The organism is Citrobacter sp. Cf118 (assembly GCF_030334095.1).
GTDB classification, from domain to species: domain Bacteria; phylum Pseudomonadota; class Gammaproteobacteria; order Enterobacterales; family Enterobacteriaceae; genus Citrobacter; species Citrobacter freundii.
In genome coordinates this window covers 66,635-84,078 of record NZ_JAOWES010000085.1, presented here as the reverse complement: position 1 = coordinate 84,078, position 17,444 = coordinate 66,635, and the positions used below count along the sequence as shown (strand labels likewise).

Sequence of the window (17,444 nt, the reverse complement as noted above, 5' to 3'; positions counted from 1 at the left end):
GAGGAACGGCATAGTATTTTTTTCCAGGGGTGGGAAAAAAGGATATTCAGGAGAAAATGTGCCACATATCCGTCAGTTATGTTGGGTGGGATTACTGTGCTTAAGTGGCTCCGCCGCCGCCGCGAATGTTCGCTTACAGGTCGAAGGATTATCAGGACCGCTGGAGAAAAACGTCCGTGCGCAGCTGTCCACGATTCAAAGTGATGAAGTCACTCCAGACCGACGCTTTCGTGCGCGCGTTGATGATGCCATCCGCGAAGGGCTAAAAGCGCTGGGCTACTTTGAGCCGACCATTGATTTTGAACTACGTCCACCGCCGGCGAAAGGCCGCCAGGTGCTGATCGCCAAAGTGACCCCCGGCGAGCCGGTGCTGATTGGTGGCACCGAGGTGATTTTGCGTGGTGGCGCGCGTACGGATAAGGATTATCTGGAGCTGTTGAAAACGCGCCCGGCAATCGGCACTGTGCTGAATCAGGGGGACTATGACAACTTCAAAAAGTCACTCACCAGCGTGGCGCTGCGCAAAGGTTATTTCGACAGTGAATTTAATAAAAGCCAGCTTGGAATAGCGCTTGAGCGCCGCCAGGCGTTCTGGGATATCGATTACAACAGCGGTGAACGCTATCGCTTTGGGCATGTCACCTTTGAAGGCTCGCAAATTCGCGATGAGTATCTGCAAAATCTGGTGCCCTTTAAAGAAGGTGAAGAGTACGAGTCGAAAGATCTGGGCGAACTGAACCGTCGTCTGTCGGCGACCGGATGGTTTAACTCCGTGGTCGTCGCGCCGGAGTTTGATAAAGCCCGCAAAACCAAAGTGCTGCCGCTGAAAGGCGTGGTCTCACCGCGCACCGAAAACACCATCGAAACCGGGGTCGGTTATTCAACTGATGTTGGACCACGGGTGAAGACCTCGTGGAAAAAGCCGTGGATGAACTCCTACGGCCACAGCCTGACGACCAGCGCCAGTATCTCGGCACCAGAGCAGGTGCTTGATTTCAGCTATAAAATGCCGCTGTTAAAGAACCCGCTGGAACAGTATTACCTGGTACAGGGCGGCTTTAAGCGAACCGATTTAAACGATACCGAGCAGGACTCCACGACGCTTGCGGTTTCCCGCTACTGGGACCTCTCCAGCGGCTGGCAGCGCGCGATTAACCTGCGCTGGAGCCTCGACCACTTTACCCAGGGTAACGTCACCAACACCACTATGCTGCTCTATCCGGGCGTGATGATCAGCCGGACGCGTTCACGCGGCGGCTTGATGCCTGTCTGGGGCGACTCTCAGCGTTATTCTATTGATTACTCCAACACCGCCTGGGGGTCAGATGTTGATTTCTCCGTTTTCCAGGCGCAAAACGTCTGGATCCGTACGCTGTACGATCGCCATCGCTTTGTGATGCGCGGCAACCTCGGCTGGATTGAGACCGGAGACTTCGACAAAGTACCACCGGACCTGCGTTTCTTCGCCGGGGGCGATCGCAGTATTCGCGGCTATAAATACAAATCTATTTCGCCGGAAGGTAGCGACGGCAAGCTGAAAGGGGCCTCCAAGCTGGCAACTGGCTCGCTGGAATACCAGTACAACGTGACCGGTAAATGGTGGGGCGCGATGTTTGTCGATAGCGGTGAAGCGGTCAGCGATATTCGCCGAAGCGATTTCAAAACCGGTGCCGGGGTCGGCGTACGCTGGCAATCACCAGTGGGGCCTATCAAGCTCGACTTTGCCGTCCCGGTCGGTGACAAAGATGAACATGGTTTACAGTTTTACATCGGTCTGGGGCCTGAATTATGAGTTTATGGAAGAAGATAAGCCTCGGTGTGCTGATTTTTATCCTGCTGTTGTTAGGCACGGTGGCGTTCCTCGTCGGTACCACCTCGGGCCTGCATCTGATCTTCAAAGCAGCTAATCGTTGGGTTCCGGGGCTGGAGATTGGTCAGGTCACCGGTGGCTGGCGGGATTTATCACTGAAAAATATTCGTTATGACCAGCCTGGCGTGGCGGTGAATGCTGGCGAAGTACACCTGGCCGTGGGGCTTAACTGCCTGTGGAACAGCAGTCTGTGCGTCAACGATCTGTCGCTGAAAAATATCAATGTGGCGATCGACAGCAAAAAGATGCCGCCATCCGCGCCGGTTGAGGAAGAAGAGAGCGGTCCGCTTAATCTTTCCACGCCTTACCCCATCACGCTTTCGCGCGTGGCGCTGAACAACATCAATATCAAAATCGATGACACCACGGTTTCGGTGCTGGATTTTACCTCCGGCCTGAACTGGCAGGAAAAAACGCTGACGTTGAAGCCAACGTCATTACAGGGGCTACTGATTGCTCTGCCCAAAGTGGCGGAAGTGGCGCAGGAAGAGGTTGTCGAACCGAAGATTCAAAACCCGCAGCCGGATGAAAAGCCGCTCGGCGAAACGCTAAAAGATCTGTTCTCAAAGCCGGTGCTGCCGGAAATGACCGATGTCCATCTGCCGCTCAATCTCAATATTGAAGAGTTTCGCGGCGAGCAGCTGCGCGTGACCGGAGATACGGATTTAACGGTCCATAGCATGCTGCTAAAAGTGAGCAGCATTGACGGCAACATGAAGCTCGACGCGCTGGACATTGACTCGAATCAGGGAACGGTAAAAGCCAGCGGCACAGCGCAACTGACCGACACGTGGCCGGTTGATATTACGTTAAACAGCACGCTAAACATCGACCCGTTAAAAGGCGAAAAGGTGAAGCTGAAGGTCGGCGGCGCGCTGCGCGAGCAGCTGGAAGTCGGCGTCAATCTGTCTGGTCCGGTGGATATGGACCTGCGTGCACAGACGCGTCTGGCTGAAGCCGGATTACCGCTCAACATTGAGGTGGTGAGTAAGCAGGTTTACTGGCCGTTTACCGGTGAGAAACAGTTCCAGGCCGATGACATCAAACTCAAACTGACCGGTAAGATGACCGACTATACGCTGTCGATGCGTACCGCCGTGAAAGGTCAGGATATTCCACCGGCTACCATCACGCTGGACGCCAAAGGCAACGAGCAGCAGATCAATCTCGACAAACTCAGCGTTGCGGCGCTGGAAGGGAAAACCGAGCTGAAAGCGCTGGTGGACTGGCAGCAGGCGATCAGCTGGCGCGGGGAGCTAACGCTGGATGGCATCAACACCGCAAAAGCGATCCCGGACTGGCCGTCAAAACTGAATGGCCTGGTGAAAACGCGCGGCAGTCTGTACGGCGGAAGCTGGCAGATGGAGGTTCCCGAGCTGAAGCTGACCGGCAACGTGAAGCAGAACAAGGTCAATGTGAACGGTTCGCTGAAGGGGAACAGCTACCTGCAGTGGACGATCCCGGGCCTGCATCTGGAACTGGGGCGCAACAGTGCGGACGTAAAAGGTGAACTGGGGGTTAAAGACCTCAACCTCGACGCGACGATTGATGCCCCAAGCCTGGATAACGCGCTGCCGGGGCTGGGCGGTACGGCGAAAGGGCTGGTAAAAGTTCGCGGTACGGTTGAAGCACCACAGCTGCTGGCGGATATTACCGCCCGTGGTCTGCGCTGGCAGGAACTTTCCGTTGCTCAGGTACGTGTTGAAGGGGATGTGAAATCGGCCGAGCAAATTGCCGGTAATCTTAATGTTCGCGTAGAGCGGATTGTACAACCTGACGTGAATATTGGCCTGGTGACGCTCAACGCCAAAGGCAGTGAAAAGCAGCACGAGCTGCAGTTGCGCATTCAGGGGGAACCGGTTTCCGGGCAACTGGATCTTGCCGGGAGCTTTGATCGCAAAGAACAGCGCTGGAAAGGAGAGTTAAGCAATACCCGCTTCCAGACGCCGGTCGGTCCGTGGTCGCTCAACCGGGCTATCGCGCTGGATTACCGTAATCAGGAACAAAAAATTAGTATCGGACCGCACTGCTGGAACAACCCGAATGCGGAGCTGTGCGTACCACAGACGATTGATGCGGGCGCGGAAGGGCGCGCGGTGGTGAATCTAAACCGCTTCGACCTGGCGATGCTAAAACCGTTTATGCCGGAGACAACCCAGGCCAGCGGCGTGTTCACCGGTAAAGCCGATGTGAGTTGGGACACCACCAAAGAGGGGCTGCCACAGGGGCAGGTCACCCTGAGCGGACGTAACGTGAAGGTCACGCAAAGCGTGAATGATGCGCCGCTCCCCGTGGCGTTTGAGACGTTGAATCTGACCGCCGACCTGCACAATAACCGTGCCGAGCTGGGCTGGCTGATTCGTCTGACCAACAACGGACAGTTTGACGGACAGGTGCAGGTAACAGACCCGCAAGGGCGCCGTAATCTGGGCGGTAACGTCAATATTCGCAACTTCAATCTGGCGATGGTGAACCCCATCTTCTCGCGCGGTGAAAAAGCGGCAGGGATGATCAACGCCAACCTGCGGCTGGGCGGCGATGTGCAAAGCCCGCAGTTGCTCGGACAGCTGCAACTGAGCGGTCTGGATATAGACGGTAACTTTATGCCGTTTGACATGCAGCCAAGCCAGTTAGCCGTTAACTTCACCGGAACACGCTCAACGCTGGCGGGCGTGGTGCGTACGCAGCAGGGAGAAATTAACCTGAGCGGCGATGCCGACTGGAGTCAGATAGACAACTGGCGGGCGCGCGTCGCGGCTAAAGGCAGTAGGGTACGTATTACCGTACCGCCAATGGTCCGCCTGGATGTCTCGCCGGACGTGGTCTTTGAAGCCACGCCAAGCCTGTTCACCCTCGATGGCAACGTGGATGTGCCGTGGGCGCGTATCGTGGTACATGACCTGCCGGAAAGCGCGGTTGGGGTTTCCAGCGATATGGTCATGCTTAACAACAATCTGCAGCCCGAGAAACCGCAGACCGCCGGCATTCCGATCAACAGCAACCTGAACATCCACGTCGGTAACAACGTGCGTCTTGACGCCTTTGGTCTGAAAGCGCGTCTGACGGGCGATCTGAAAGTGGTGCAGGATAAGCAGGGGCTGGGGCTGAACGGCCAAATTAATATTCCGAGCGGTCGCTTCCATGCCTATGGTCAGGATCTGATTGTGCGTAAGGGCGAGCTGTTGTTCTCCGGTCCGCCGGATCAGCCGTTGCTCAACATCGAAGCGATTCGTAACCCTGATGCCACCGAAGACGACGTGATCGCTGGCGTTCGCGTCACTGGTACCGCCGATGAACCGAAGGCGGAGATCTTCTCTGACCCGGCAATGTCGCAGCAAATGGCGCTTTCCTACCTGCTACGCGGACAAGGGCTGGATAGCGAGCAGAGCGATAGCGCAGCGATGACCTCAATGCTTATTGGTCTGGGGGTTGCACAAAGTGGTCAGGTTGTGGGTAAAATCGGGGAGACATTTGGCGTAAGCAATCTGGCACTGGACACGCAAGGGGTGGGCGACTCATCTCAGGTGGTTGTCAGCGGATACGTACTGCCAGGTCTGCAGGTGAAATATGGTGTGGGTATATTTGACTCCTTAGCGACACTCACGCTACGTTATCGTCTGATGCCTAAGCTATATCTGGAAGCAGTGTCTGGCGTAGATCAGGCACTTGATTTGCTCTATCAGTTCGAGTTTTAGCAATGCGAATATTTGTCTACGGCAGTTTACGAACCAAACAAGGCAACAGCCACTGGATGACCAATGCCCTGTTGCTGGGAAATTTCAGTATCGATAACTACCAGTTGTACAGCCTGGGCCACTATCCAGGCGCGGTTCCGGGAAATGGAACAGTACACGGGGAAGTTTATCGTATTGATAACGCCACGCTGGCAGAGCTTGACGCTCTGCGTACCCGCGGCGGTGAATACGCACGCCAGTTAATTCAAACGCCGTACGGAAGTGCATGGATGTACGTGTACCAACGTCCGGTTGATGGCTTAACGCTGATTGAAAGCGGTAACTGGTTAGACAGAGACCAGTACTGATGTGAACACGCCACCTTCGGGTGGCGTTGTTTTATGTGCCTGTTGCACTTGTATCAGGGCACAAAAAAGCCCCGACATGCGGGGCTAAGCATCAAAAGTAAAACTTACTTCTTCGCGCGCTCGAAGGAAGCAACGATTTCAGCTTTAGCGGCTTCAGCGTTGTCCCACCCGTCAACTTTTACCCATTTGCCAGCTTCGAGATCTTTGTAGTGTTCGAAGAAATGGGTGATCTGCGCTTTCAGCAGTTCCGGCAGGTCGGTCACATCTTTGATGTGATCGTATTCTTTGCTCAGCTTGGTGTGCGGTACCGCAACCAGTTTCGCATCTTCACCGGATTCGTCGGTCATTTTCAGTACGCCAACCGGACGGCAACGAATCACTGAACCTGGCTCCAGCGGGTACGGAGTCGGGACCAGAACGTCTACCGGGTCACCGTCCAGAGACAGGGTGTGGTTGATGTAACCGTAGTTGCACGGATAGAACATCGCGGTGGACATGAAGCGGTCAACGAACAGGGCGCCGCTCTCTTTGTCAACTTCGTATTTGATCGGATCTGCGTTAGCAGGGATCTCGATAACAACGTAGATATCTTCCGGCAGGTCTTTACCGGCAGGGACGTTGAGTAAGCTCATGTCTGTTTCCTTTAAATAAGCTATGGCAAACAAGTGGCGGGTATTATAGCCAACTCGCGCGGAATGTCTCCGCTTGTTTTCGCTTTCTCTGCGTGCATTTTCTTCTTTTCGCCTCTCTCTCGTGACAGAAAAATCCATATCTTCAGCCGCATTTTTCATAGCGAGATGAAAGCGATTACAAAGTTGTGATTAACGTTTTATTTACTTTTTTGAAGTGTGATGTAACGCAATCCGTTACATGCTCAATTGTCTATAGTTTTTTCGCAACGGTTAATTAACCAACAATAATCACCCTACGAGGACGCACTTATGTGGAAGCGCTTACTTTTAGTCACAGCAGTTTCGGCAGCCATGTCGTCTATGGCAATGGCAGCCCCTTTAACCGTAGGATTTTCGCAGGTTGGCTCTGAATCCGGCTGGCGCGCAGCAGAAACCAACGTCGCGAAAAGCGAGGCCGAAAAGCGGGGAATTACGCTGAAAATCGCTGATGGCCAACAAAAGCAGGAAAACCAGATTAAAGCAGTTCGCTCATTTGTTGCGCAGGGCGTCGACGCCATCTTTATTGCGCCGGTCGTGGCAACAGGTTGGGAGCCGGTTTTAAAAGAAGCGAAAGATGCCGACATTCCGGTCTTTTTGCTTGATCGTTCCATCGATGTAAAAGACAAATCTCTCTATATGACCACCGTCACCGCCGACAACGTGCTGGAAGGCAAATTGATTGGCGACTGGCTGATTAAACAAGTGGACGGCAAGCCGTGTAACGTCGTTGAGCTGCAAGGGACCGTCGGGGCCAGCGTGGCGATCGATCGTAAAAAAGGCTTTGCTGAAGCCATCGCCAGTGCGCCAAACATCAAAATTATCCGTTCTCAGTCCGGTGACTTCACCCGCAGTAAAGGGAAAGAAGTGATGGAGAGCTTTATCAAAGCAGAAAACAACGGCAAGAACATCTGCATGGTTTACGCCCACAACGATGACATGGTGATCGGTGCTATCCAGGCGATCAAAGAAGCGGGCCTGAAACCCGGCAAAGATATTCTCACCGGTTCTATCGACGGCGTACCGGATATCTACAAAGCGATGATTGACGGTGAAGCCAACGCCAGCGTCGAACTGACGCCGAATATGGCCGGTCCGGCATTCGACGCGCTGGAGAAATTCAAAAAAGACGGCACGATGCCTGAGAAGCTGACCATTACCAAGTCGATCCTCTATCTGCCGGATACGGCGAAAGAAGAGTTAGAGAAGAAGAAAAACATGGGCTACTAAGCCTTCATGAAAATGCCGGGGCGCTGCGCTTGCCCGGCCTACATTACGCTCTTTTGTAGGCCGGATAAGCGTAGCGCCATCCGGCGTGATGCAGGGGGAATCATGACCACCGACCAACATCAGGAAATCCTCCGCACCGAAGGATTAAGCAAATTCTTTCCCGGCGTCAAAGCGTTGGATAACGTGGATTTCAGCTTACGTCGCGGTGAAATTATGGCGCTGCTGGGGGAAAACGGAGCCGGCAAATCGACGCTCATCAAAGCGCTGACCGGCGTTTACCATGCAGATCGCGGCACTATCTGGCTCGAAGGCCAACCGATCTCCCCCAAAAACACCGCCCATGCCCAGCAACTGGGGATTGGCACCGTGTACCAGGAAGTGAACCTGCTGCCCAATATGTCGGTCGCCGATAACTTATTTATTGGCCGTGAGCCGCGGCGTTTTGGCCTGCTTCAGCGCAAGCAGATGGAAAAACGCGCGACGGAGCTGATGGCGTCATACGGTTTTTCCCTTGACGTGCGTGAGCCGCTGAACCGCTTTTCCGTGGCGATGCAACAAATCGTCGCCATCTGTCGGGCGATCGATCTCTCCGCGAAAGTGCTGATCCTCGATGAGCCGACCGCCAGCCTCGATACCCAGGAAGTTGAAATGCTGTTCGGCCTGATGCGTCATCTGCGCGATCGGGGCGTCAGCCTGATCTTCGTCACTCATTTCCTCGATCAGGTTTATCAGGTCAGCGATCGCATCACCGTTCTGCGTAACGGCGGCTTCGTTGGCTGCCGTGAAACCCGGGAATTACCGCAAATTGAACTGGTCAAAATGATGCTGGGTCGAGAACTGGATACCCATGCGCTACAGCGTGCGGGCCGCACATTGCTTAGCGATAAGCCGGTGGCGGCCTTTAGCGACTTTGGCAAAAAAGGCACCATCGCGCCGTTTGATCTACAGGTGCGTCCCGGTGAGATCGTCGGTCTCGCAGGACTGCTGGGATCCGGGCGAACGGAAACGGCAGAGGTGATCTTCGGTATTAAACCCGCCGACAGCGGAAGTGCGCTGATCAAAGGCAAACCGCAGACTTTGCGATCGCCGCATCAGGCTTCGTGTTTGGGGATCGGTTTCTGTCCGGAGGATCGCAAAACGGATGGTATTATTGCCGCCGCTTCGGTGCGGGAAAACATCATTCTGGCATTGCAGGCGCAGCGCGGCTGGCTGCGGCCTATCCCACGGAAAGAACAAAACGAGATTGCCGAGCGTTTTATCCGCCAGCTCGGAATTCGCACCCCTAACGCTGAACAGCCGATCGAGTTTCTCTCCGGCGGCAATCAGCAAAAAGTATTGCTCTCGCGCTGGTTACTGACCAAACCGCAGTTCCTGATCCTCGATGAACCCACACGTGGGATCGACGTCGGCGCGCATGCGGAGATTATCCGACTGATCGAAACGCTGTGCGCGGATGGTCTGGCGCTGCTGGTCATTTCATCCGAACTGGAAGAGTTAGTGGGCTATGCCGATCGGGTCATTATTATGCGCGATCGCAAACAAGTGGCCGAGATCCCACTGGCTGAACTGTCCGTACCGGCGATCATGAACGCCATTGCGGCCTAAGGAGACTATGGTGATGCCTCAATCTCTCCCTCAATCCAATCCGCCTAAACGGCGGTTCCGTTGGCCAAAGGGGATGCCACAACTGGTGGCGTTACTGCTGGTGCTGCTGGTGGATAGCCTGGTCGCCCCGCACTTCTACCAGGTGATTTTGCAGGATGGTCGGCTGTTTGGTAGCCCGATTGATATTCTCAACCGCGCCGCTCCCGTGGCGCTGTTGGCGATTGGTATGACGCTGGTGATTGCCACCGGCGGCATCGACCTTTCCGTGGGGGCCGTCATGGCTATTGCTGGCGCCACTACTGCGGCGATGACGGTGGCCGGGCACAGTCTACCGGTGGTGCTGCTTGCCGCCTTAGGCTCCGGCATTCTGGCTGGGCTGTGGAATGGGATTCTGGTGGCCATACTCAAGATCCAACCGTTTGTTGCCACGCTAATCCTGATGGTGGCCGGGCGTGGAGTGGCGCAGCTTATCACTTCCGGGCAAATCGTCACTTTCAACTCGCCCGAGCTGTCGTGGTTTGGTAGCGGCTCGCTCTTACTGTTCCCTACGCCGGTAATTATTGCACTGCTCACGCTGGTGGTGTTCTGGCTGCTGACGCGGAAAACGGCGCTGGGTATGTTTATCGAAGCGGTGGGTATCAACATTCGTGCGGCAAAAAACGCTGGGGTGAACACCCGCATTATCGTGATGCTCACCTATGTGCTGAGCGGCCTGTGCGCGGCTATCGCTGGCATTATCGTCACGGCGGATATCCGCGGGGCAGACGCCAATAACGCCGGATTATGGCTGGAACTGGATGCCATCCTGGCGGTAGTCATCGGTGGTGGCTCGCTAATGGGCGGGCGCTTTAACCTGCTGCTGTCGGTGGTAGGCGCGTTGATTATTCAGGGCATGAACACCGGGATTTTGCTGTCGGGCTTCCAGCCGGAACTGAATCAGGTGGTCAAAGCCGTGGTGGTGTTGTGTGTGCTGGTCGTGCAGTCACAACGCTTTATCAGCCTGATAAAAGGAGTGCGTGGTCATGATAAAACGTAATTTACCGCTGATGATCTCCCTCGGCGTGTTTGTGCTGGGCTACCTTTACTGCCTGACGCAGTTTCCAGCTTTTGCTTCCACCCGGGTGATTTGCAATATCCTGACCGATAACGCTTTTTTAGGGATTATCGCCGTGGGCATGACCTTCGTGATCCTCTCTGGCGGGATCGACCTTTCCGTTGGCTCGGTGATCGCGTTTACCGGCGTATTTTTGGCGAAGGCCATTGGCTATTGGGGTATTTCCCCGCTGCTGGCGTTCCCCCTGATTTTGCTGATGGGCTGCGCGTTTGGCGCGTTTATGGGGTTACTGATTGATGCGCTGAAGATCCCAGCATTCATTATTACGCTGGCGGGAATGTTCTTCCTGCGCGGCGTCAGCTATCTGGTTTCAGAAGAATCCATCCCGATTAACCATCCGATTTATGACACGCTCTCAAGTCTGGCATGGAAAATTCCTGGCGGCGGTCGCCTGAGCGCGATGGGGTTGTTAATGCTGGGCGTGGTGGTGATTGGCATCTTCCTTGCGCATCGTACGCGCTTTGGTAATCAGGTTTACGCCATTGGCGGCAACGCCACCTCTGCTAACCTGATGGGCATTTCTACTCGCAGCACAACGATCCGCATTTATATGCTGTCTACCGGGCTGGCGACGCTTGCCGGCATTGTGTTTTCCATTTACACCCAGGCGGGTTATGCGCTGGCGGGCGTTGGCGTTGAGCTGGATGCGATTGCCTCAGTGGTGATTGGCGGAACGCTGCTAAGCGGCGGCGTGGGAACGGTGTTGGGTACGCTTTTTGGCGTGGCGATCCAAGGGCTGATCCAGACCTACATTAATTTTGATGGCACATTAAGTTCCTGGTGGACGAAGATCGCGATTGGCATTTTATTGTTTATTTTTATAGCGTTACAACGCGGCCTGACGGTGCTTTGGGAAAATCGTCAAAGCTCGCCGGTTACCCGAGTGGGTACGGCGGCAACACCAAAGTAACATCCTGATTTTGCACAAAACATTTAAATACCTAAACTTTTTCCGGTTGTAGTCGATAGGTTCTGTACAGGTCTGTTTTAACCCTACAACCGGAAATATAACGATGCCAAAATCCCTTTCAATTCGATCAAGTTTGTTGGTGTTATTGTCTTTGCTGACTTTCCTTCTGTTACTGACCGGTGGTATGGGGCTATATGCCTCTACGCGTGTCATTACCTCATTGATTTATCACGGTATTATGAGCGCTGCGATGTTGACTGCTATCACATTGCTGGCGGTTATTTGGTTTATGCTACGAAATAAGTTTCTCAAACCGCTGGATAGTATGGTTGAGCAACTGGAACGTCTGGCGACGGGGGATTTATCACCGGTTACCACGCTGTCGGCCAGCGCTGAATTCAACCGCCTGAACGCGGCAATGGATGACATGCGCCATGCGCTGGGCGACTCGGTACAACGCGTACGCGATGCCAGTTCGCAAATTGATATTGGCAGTCGTGAACTGACGGCCGGGAACCAGCATCTGGCGCAACGCACTGAATCGACAGCCACTTCACTGGAGCAGACTGCCGCCAGCATGGAAGAACTCACGGCGACGGTGAAACAGAATGCGCAGAACGCGGAACAGGCTCACCAACTGGCAAAATCGGTGTCGGATACCGCCGATCGCGGTAGTGAAATGGTGTGCTATGTGATCGAGAAAATGCGCGATATTTCCGGCAGCTCCAGCCGAATCGCCGACATCCTCAGCGTAATCGACGGTATTGCTTTCCAGACCAATATCCTGGCGCTCAACGCTTCCGTTGAAGCGGCGCGCGCCGGTGAGCAGGGGCGGGGCTTTGCGGTTGTTGCAGGTGAAGTACGTAATCTGGCCAGCCGCAGCGCCGAGGCGGCCAAAGAGATCCGCACGTTAATCAGCGATTCGCACACCCACGTAGGGGAAGGCAGCGAACTGGCGCAGCAGGCGGGCGAAACCATGGATGAGATTGCCAATGAAGTCATGCGCATGACCAAACTGATGCGTGAAATTGCCAGTGCGTCCCAGGAACAGAGTCGCGGCATAGAGCAGGTGAATATTGCGGTGATTCAGATGGATGAAACGGCGCAGCAAAATGCGGCGCTGGTACAGCAGTCGTCAGCGGCTACCCGCTCGCTGGAAGAACAGTCTTCAGCGCTAATCGAAGCAATGGCCGTATTTAAGCTACAGACAGCGTAACCGTGCGTAGGCCGGATAAAGGCGTTTACGCCGCCATCCGGCAATATCACCGTATTGTGCCGGATGGCACTTCGCTTATCCGGCCTGCAGCGTGCTGTAGGCCGGATGTTGCGCTTACGCGTCCGGGAACTCGCGGATAAAGCGTTCTACATCTTCAACCATATGGTCGTTACCCACGAAGAAGGAGCGGCGCTGGTGCAGGCTTTCCGGGATGATATCCAGAATACGATTTTTACCGTCGCTCGCCTTGCCGCCCGCTTGCTCGGCCAGCAGGGCCATTGGGTTGCATTCATACAGCAGACGCAGTTTCCCTTCCGGGTGGCTGGCAGTGCTTGGGTACAGGTAGATCCCGCCTTTCAGCAGATTGCGATGGAAGTCGGCAACCAGAGAGCCAATGTAGCGCGAGGTGTACGGGCGCTGGGTTGACTTATCTTCTTCCTGGCAGAATTTAATGTACTTCTTCACGCCGTTCGGGAATTTGATGTAGTTACCTTCGTTAATGGAGTACGTGCTGCCTTTCGCCGGGAAGCGCATACGTTCCTGGCTGAGGCAGAATACGCCCAGAGAAGGATCGTAGGTGAAGGCGTGCACGCCACAGCCGGTGGTGTACACCAGCATGGTGGAAGAACCATAAACCACGTAACCTGCAGCAACCTGCTTGTTGCCCGGTTGCAGGAAATCCTCTTCCGTGACCGGTGTGCCGACTGGGGTTACGCGGCGGTAAATAGAGAAAATCGTACCGACAGAGACGTTAACATCGATGTTGGATGAGCCATCCAGCGGATCCATTAGCACAACGTATTTAGCGTGTTCACAGCCTTCAAAGACGACGATTTCATCTTCTTCTTCCGAGGCAATGCCCGCCACAATGTCGCGCGCCTTCAGTGCAGCTTTCAGTTTTTCGTTCGCGAACAGATCGAGTTTTTGCTGAACCTCTCCCTGCACGTTCTCGGCACCGCTGGCACCCAGGATATCGACCAGACCGGCCTTGTTGATATCGCGGTGGATGATCTTGGCGCCCAGCTTTATTGCCGACAACAAAGCAGTGAGTTCACCGGTAGCATGAGAAAACTCGTGCTGCTTTTCGACAATAAATTCACCTAACGTTTTCATAACACTTTCCCTGCAATTTATGTGGAGTAAAGCGACCGCAACAATATTAACAAATATTTCCATTGTTGCGCTTAGGTGAATCGCGCCAGCAAACTGCGGAATATCCTGAAATGCGTTTCTCACTTGCCGGACATGTGCGTAAAATGGCCCCCAGATTAAAAAAGGATAGTGACGTATGCGCATTCATATTTTGGGAATTTGTGGCACTTTCATGGGCGGTCTGGCGATGCTGGCGCGCTCGCTCGGTCATGAAGTAACCGGTTCGGACGCCAATGTGTATCCGCCGATGAGTACCTTACTTGAGAGGCAAGGCATTGATCTGATTCAGGGTTACGATGCCAGCCAGCTCGACCCGCAGCCGGACTTAGTGATCATCGGCAATGCCATGACCCGTGGTAATCCGTGCGTGGAAGCGGTTCTCGAGAAGAACATTCCGTACATGTCTGGCCCGCAGTGGCTACATGACTTTGTATTGCGCGACCGCTGGGTACTGGCGGTTGCGGGTACGCACGGCAAAACCACCACCGCCGGAATGGCGACCTGGATCCTCGAAGCCTGCGGCTATAAGCCTGGCTTTGTGATCGGCGGCGTACCGGGTAACTTCGAGGTTTCTGCGCGTCTGGGCGAAAGCGACTTCTTCGTGATTGAAGCGGATGAGTACGACTGCGCGTTCTTCGACAAGCGTTCTAAATTCGTGCATTACTGCCCGCGTACGCTGATCCTCAACAACCTTGAGTTTGATCACGCGGACATCTTTGACGATTTGAAAGCGATCCAGAAACAGTTCCACCATCTGGTGCGTATCGTGCCGGGCCAGGGACGCATCATCTACCCGGAAAACGACATCAATCTGAAACAAACGATGGCGATGGGCTGCTGGAGCGAACAAGAGCTGGTGGGCGAACAAGGTCACTGGCAGGCGAAAAAACTGACCACCGATGCTTCTGAGTGGGAAGTATGGCTGGACGGTGAAAAAGTCGGCGAAGTGAAGTGGGGCCTGGTGGGCGAGCACAATATGCATAACGGTCTGATGGCGATTGCGGCTGCGCGCCATGTGGGCGTCGTGCCTGCAGATGCAGCTAATGCGCTCGGTTCATTCATTAACGCCCGTCGTCGTCTTGAGCTGCGCGGTGAAGCCAATGGCGTGACGGTGTATGACGATTTTGCCCATCACCCGACGGCCATTCTGGCAACGCTTGCGGCGTTGCGCGGTAAAGTGGGCGGTACGGCGCGCATCATCGCAGTGCTGGAACCTCGCTCGAACACCATGAAAATGGGCCTGTGCAAAGACGATCTGGCGCCGTCGCTAGGCCGTGCGGACGAAGTGTTCCTGCTGCAACCTCCGCATATTCCGTGGCAGGTAGCCGAAGTCGCTGAAGCCTGCGTTCAGCCGGCACACTGGAGTGGCGATGTGGATGCCCTGGCAGATATGGTGGTGAAAACCGCGCAGCCAGGCGATCACATTCTGGTGATGAGCAACGGCGGATTTGGTGGTATTCATCAAAAACTGCTGGATGGCCTGGCGAAGAAAGCTCAGGCAGAAGCGGAAGAGTAAAAAAATGCCCGGTGGCGCTACGCTTACCGGGCCTACAACGTGTTAACGGATTGTAGGCCGGATAAGGTGATTGCACCGCCATCCGGCACTTTCGGCAGACGAAGAGGTTAGGCCTCGTTTTCCGCCAGTTCACGCAGATACTGGAAGATCTGGCGGGAAGATTTTGGCGGCTTGTTGCCCGCTTTTTCTTTCCTGGCGTTACGCACCAGCGAACGCAGTTGCTGGCGGTCGGCGTCAGGCCACAGATTCATCACTTCTTCGATGGCTTCATCGCTACCGTCAACCATACGGTCACGCAGTTGCTCCAGCTTATGGAAGACAACGACCTGCTGGTTGTGACGATTTTTCAGCTTGTCCAGCGCCTGACGAATAGGATCAACATCGCGCTGGCGCAACATTTTGCCAATCAACTGCAGCTGGCGGCGGCGTCCTTCCATCTTAATACGCTGGGCCAGCTCAATGGCGGCACGTAAATCCGCATCAAGCGGGATCTTATCCAGCGCGTTTTTCCCCAGATCAACCAGTTCCGCACCCAGGCGTTTTAACTCCTCGGCATCGCGTTTAATTTCACTTTTACTGACCCAGATAATTTCATCGTCTTCGTCTTCGATGTCATCACCGGGAACGTCGTCGAGCCAGTCTTCGGGCTGCTTTGTCATTTCAGGCTCCTTAAAAAAAGAGGCTAATGTTACCAGTTAAGATGCGCACTGAAAAACGGTTCTCTGTTAGACTTCAGAGAAACTCTCTCTACATTATGGCATTTGCGATGAAAGTAATCTCACAAGTTGAAGCGCAGCGTAAGATTCTGGAAGAAGCAGTCTCGACGGCACTGGAATTAGCGTCAGGTAAGTCGGATGGCGCGGAAGTCGCTGTGAGCAAGACCACGGGTATTAGCGTCAGCACCCGTTATGGTGAAGTGGAGAACGTCGAATTCAATAGCGATGGTGCACTGGGGATTACGGTTTATCACCAGAACCGTAAGGGCAGCGCATCGTCCACCGATTTAAGCCCGCAGGCGATTGCACGCACCGTGCAGGCTGCGCTGGACATTGCACGTTACACTTCGCCGGATCCGTGCGCAGGCGTGGCAGATAAAGAACTGCTGGCCTTTGATGCGCCCGATCTGGACCTGTTCCACCCGGCGGAAGTTTCCCCTGATGAAGCCATCGAACTGGCCGCTCGTGCTGAACAGGCGGCGCTGCAGGCTGATAAGCGTATCACCAATACCGAAGGCGGCAGCTTTAACAGCCACTATGGCATCAAAGTGTTTGGTAACAGCCACGGCATGCTGCAGGGCTACTGCTCCACGCGTCATTCCCTTTCCAGCTGTGTGATCGCGGAAGAAAATGGTGATATGGAGCGTGATTACGCCTACACCATTGGCCGGGCGATGGGCGATCTGCAAACGCCGGAGTGGGTGGGGGCTGACTGTGCTCGCCGTACCTTATCACGCCTGTCTCCGCGTAAGCTGTCCACCATGAAAGCGCCGGTGATTTTCGCCAACGAAGTGGCGACCGGACTGTTCGGACACCTGGTCGGCGCGATCGCCGGCGGTTCGGTGTACCGCAAATCCACCTTCCTGCTGGATTCGCTGGGCAAACAAATTCTGCCGAAATGGCTGACTATTGAAGAACATCCGCACCTGCTGAAAGGGCTGGCGTCTTCACCGTTCGACAGCGAAGGCGTACGGACCGAACGCCGCGACATTATTAAAGAAGGCGTGCTGACTCAGTGGCTGCTAACCAACTATTCCGCACGTAAGCTGGGGCTGAAGAGCACTGGTCATGCAGGCGGGATCCACAACTGGCGAATTCCGGGACAAGGTCTAAGCTTCGAGCAGTTGCTCAAAGAGATGGGCACAGGTCTTGTGGTTACCGAGCTGATGGGACAGGGCGTAAGCGGCATTACCGGCGATTACTCGCGCGGCGCGGCGGGCTTCTGGGTCGAAAATGGTGAAATTCAGTATCCGGTGAGTGAAATTACCATCGCCGGTAACTTAAAAGAGATGTGGCGCAATATTGTGACCGTGGGGAACGATATTGAAACGCGCAGTAATATCCAATGTGGTTCGGTATTGTTACCGGAGATGAAAATCGCCGGGCAGTAATACTCGTTAAGGCG

At 54.6% G+C, this 17,444-nt stretch carries 13 protein-coding genes; 10 read left to right on the top strand and 3 right to left on the bottom strand.

Annotated features, from left to right (window positions below):
- Window positions 1–58: 58 nt before the first annotated feature.
- Genes tamA through OGX67_RS13540 form a run of 3 tightly spaced genes read left to right on the top strand, consistent with a single transcriptional unit; the run spans window position 59 to window position 5,912 of the window.
- Window positions 59–1,792: an autotransporter assembly complex protein TamA gene (tamA, locus tag OGX67_RS13550; RefSeq protein ID WP_191213496.1), complete on the top strand. Its 1,734-nt coding sequence runs from the start codon at window positions 59–61 to the stop codon at window positions 1,790–1,792.
- Window positions 1,789–5,565 carry an autotransporter assembly complex protein TamB gene (tamB, locus tag OGX67_RS13545; protein ID WP_086504843.1) on the top strand — a complete coding sequence of 1,259 codons (3,777 nt, stop codon included), beginning with the start codon at window positions 1,789–1,791 and terminating at the stop codon, window positions 5,563–5,565. The genes tamA and tamB overlap by 4 nt, the downstream gene beginning before the upstream one ends.
- A gap of 2 nt (window positions 5,566–5,567) precedes the next feature.
- Window positions 5,568–5,912, top strand: coding sequence for a gamma-glutamylcyclotransferase family protein (locus OGX67_RS13540; protein ID WP_003025723.1), 345 nt, complete (start codon window positions 5,568–5,570; stop codon window positions 5,910–5,912).
- Between the two features lie 104 nt (window positions 5,913–6,016).
- Here the strand turns inward: OGX67_RS13540 and ppa are convergent, their stop codons facing one another.
- Window positions 6,017–6,544, bottom strand: coding sequence for an inorganic diphosphatase (gene ppa / locus OGX67_RS13535; RefSeq protein WP_003025726.1), 528 nt, complete (start codon window positions 6,542–6,544; stop codon window positions 6,017–6,019).
- A 309-nt stretch (window positions 6,545–6,853) separates the two neighbouring features.
- Here ppa and ytfQ point away from each other — a divergent pair, with 309 nt between their 5' ends.
- The 5 genes from ytfQ (at window position 6,854) to OGX67_RS13510 (ending at window position 12,655) form a co-directional block, all read left to right on the top strand.
- The gene (gene ytfQ / locus OGX67_RS13530; protein ID WP_003025728.1) at window positions 6,854–7,810 is read left to right on the top strand and encodes a galactofuranose ABC transporter substrate-binding protein YtfQ; all 957 of its coding nucleotides are present in this window, start codon (window positions 6,854–6,856) and stop codon (window positions 7,808–7,810) included.
- 102 nt (window positions 7,811–7,912) lie between these two features.
- The gene (ytfR, locus tag OGX67_RS13525; protein ID WP_016149467.1) at window positions 7,913–9,415 is read left to right on the top strand and encodes a galactofuranose ABC transporter, ATP-binding protein YtfR; all 1,503 of its coding nucleotides are present in this window, start codon (window positions 7,913–7,915) and stop codon (window positions 9,413–9,415) included.
- Window positions 9,416–9,428: 13 nt separating this feature from the next.
- Complete coding sequence (gene ytfT, locus OGX67_RS13520; RefSeq protein WP_008323019.1) at window positions 9,429–10,451, top strand: galactofuranose ABC transporter, ATP-binding protein YtfT; 1,023 nt, start codon at window positions 9,429–9,431, stop codon at window positions 10,449–10,451.
- Window positions 10,438–11,439: a galactofuranose ABC transporter, permease protein YjfF gene (yjfF, locus tag OGX67_RS13515; protein WP_286526643.1), complete on the top strand. Its 1,002-nt coding sequence runs from the start codon at window positions 10,438–10,440 to the stop codon at window positions 11,437–11,439. Before ytfT ends, yjfF begins: the two co-directional genes overlap by 14 nt.
- Before the next feature lie 103 nt (window positions 11,440–11,542).
- Window positions 11,543–12,655, top strand: a complete 1,113-nt coding sequence (locus OGX67_RS13510; protein WP_257651292.1) for a methyl-accepting chemotaxis protein — start codon at window positions 11,543–11,545, stop codon at window positions 12,653–12,655.
- A 114-nt stretch (window positions 12,656–12,769) separates the two neighbouring features.
- On the opposite strand, the gene fbp is transcribed toward OGX67_RS13510, so the two are convergent.
- Complete coding sequence (fbp, locus tag OGX67_RS13505; protein WP_003025742.1) at window positions 12,770–13,768, bottom strand: class 1 fructose-bisphosphatase; 999 nt, start codon at window positions 13,766–13,768, stop codon at window positions 12,770–12,772.
- Between the two features lie 175 nt (window positions 13,769–13,943).
- Between fbp and mpl the strand changes: the two genes are divergently transcribed.
- Window positions 13,944–15,323 carry a UDP-N-acetylmuramate:L-alanyl-gamma-D-glutamyl-meso-diaminopimelate ligase gene (gene mpl, locus OGX67_RS13500; protein WP_003025745.1) on the top strand — a complete coding sequence of 460 codons (1,380 nt, stop codon included), beginning with the start codon at window positions 13,944–13,946 and terminating at the stop codon, window positions 15,321–15,323.
- A gap of 107 nt (window positions 15,324–15,430) precedes the next feature.
- Here mpl and yjgA read toward each other — a convergent pair whose 3' ends face one another.
- Window positions 15,431–15,982: a ribosome biogenesis factor YjgA gene (yjgA, locus tag OGX67_RS13495; RefSeq protein ID WP_003025750.1), complete on the bottom strand. Its 552-nt coding sequence runs from the start codon at window positions 15,980–15,982 to the stop codon at window positions 15,431–15,433.
- Window positions 15,983–16,077: 95 nt separating this feature from the next.
- Here yjgA and pmbA point away from each other — a divergent pair, with 95 nt between their 5' ends.
- Window positions 16,078–17,430 (top strand): metalloprotease PmbA, encoded by a 1,353-nt coding sequence (pmbA, locus tag OGX67_RS13490; protein ID WP_257651291.1) that lies wholly within the window; start codon window positions 16,078–16,080, stop codon window positions 17,428–17,430.
- Window positions 17,431–17,444 lie beyond the last annotated feature (14 nt).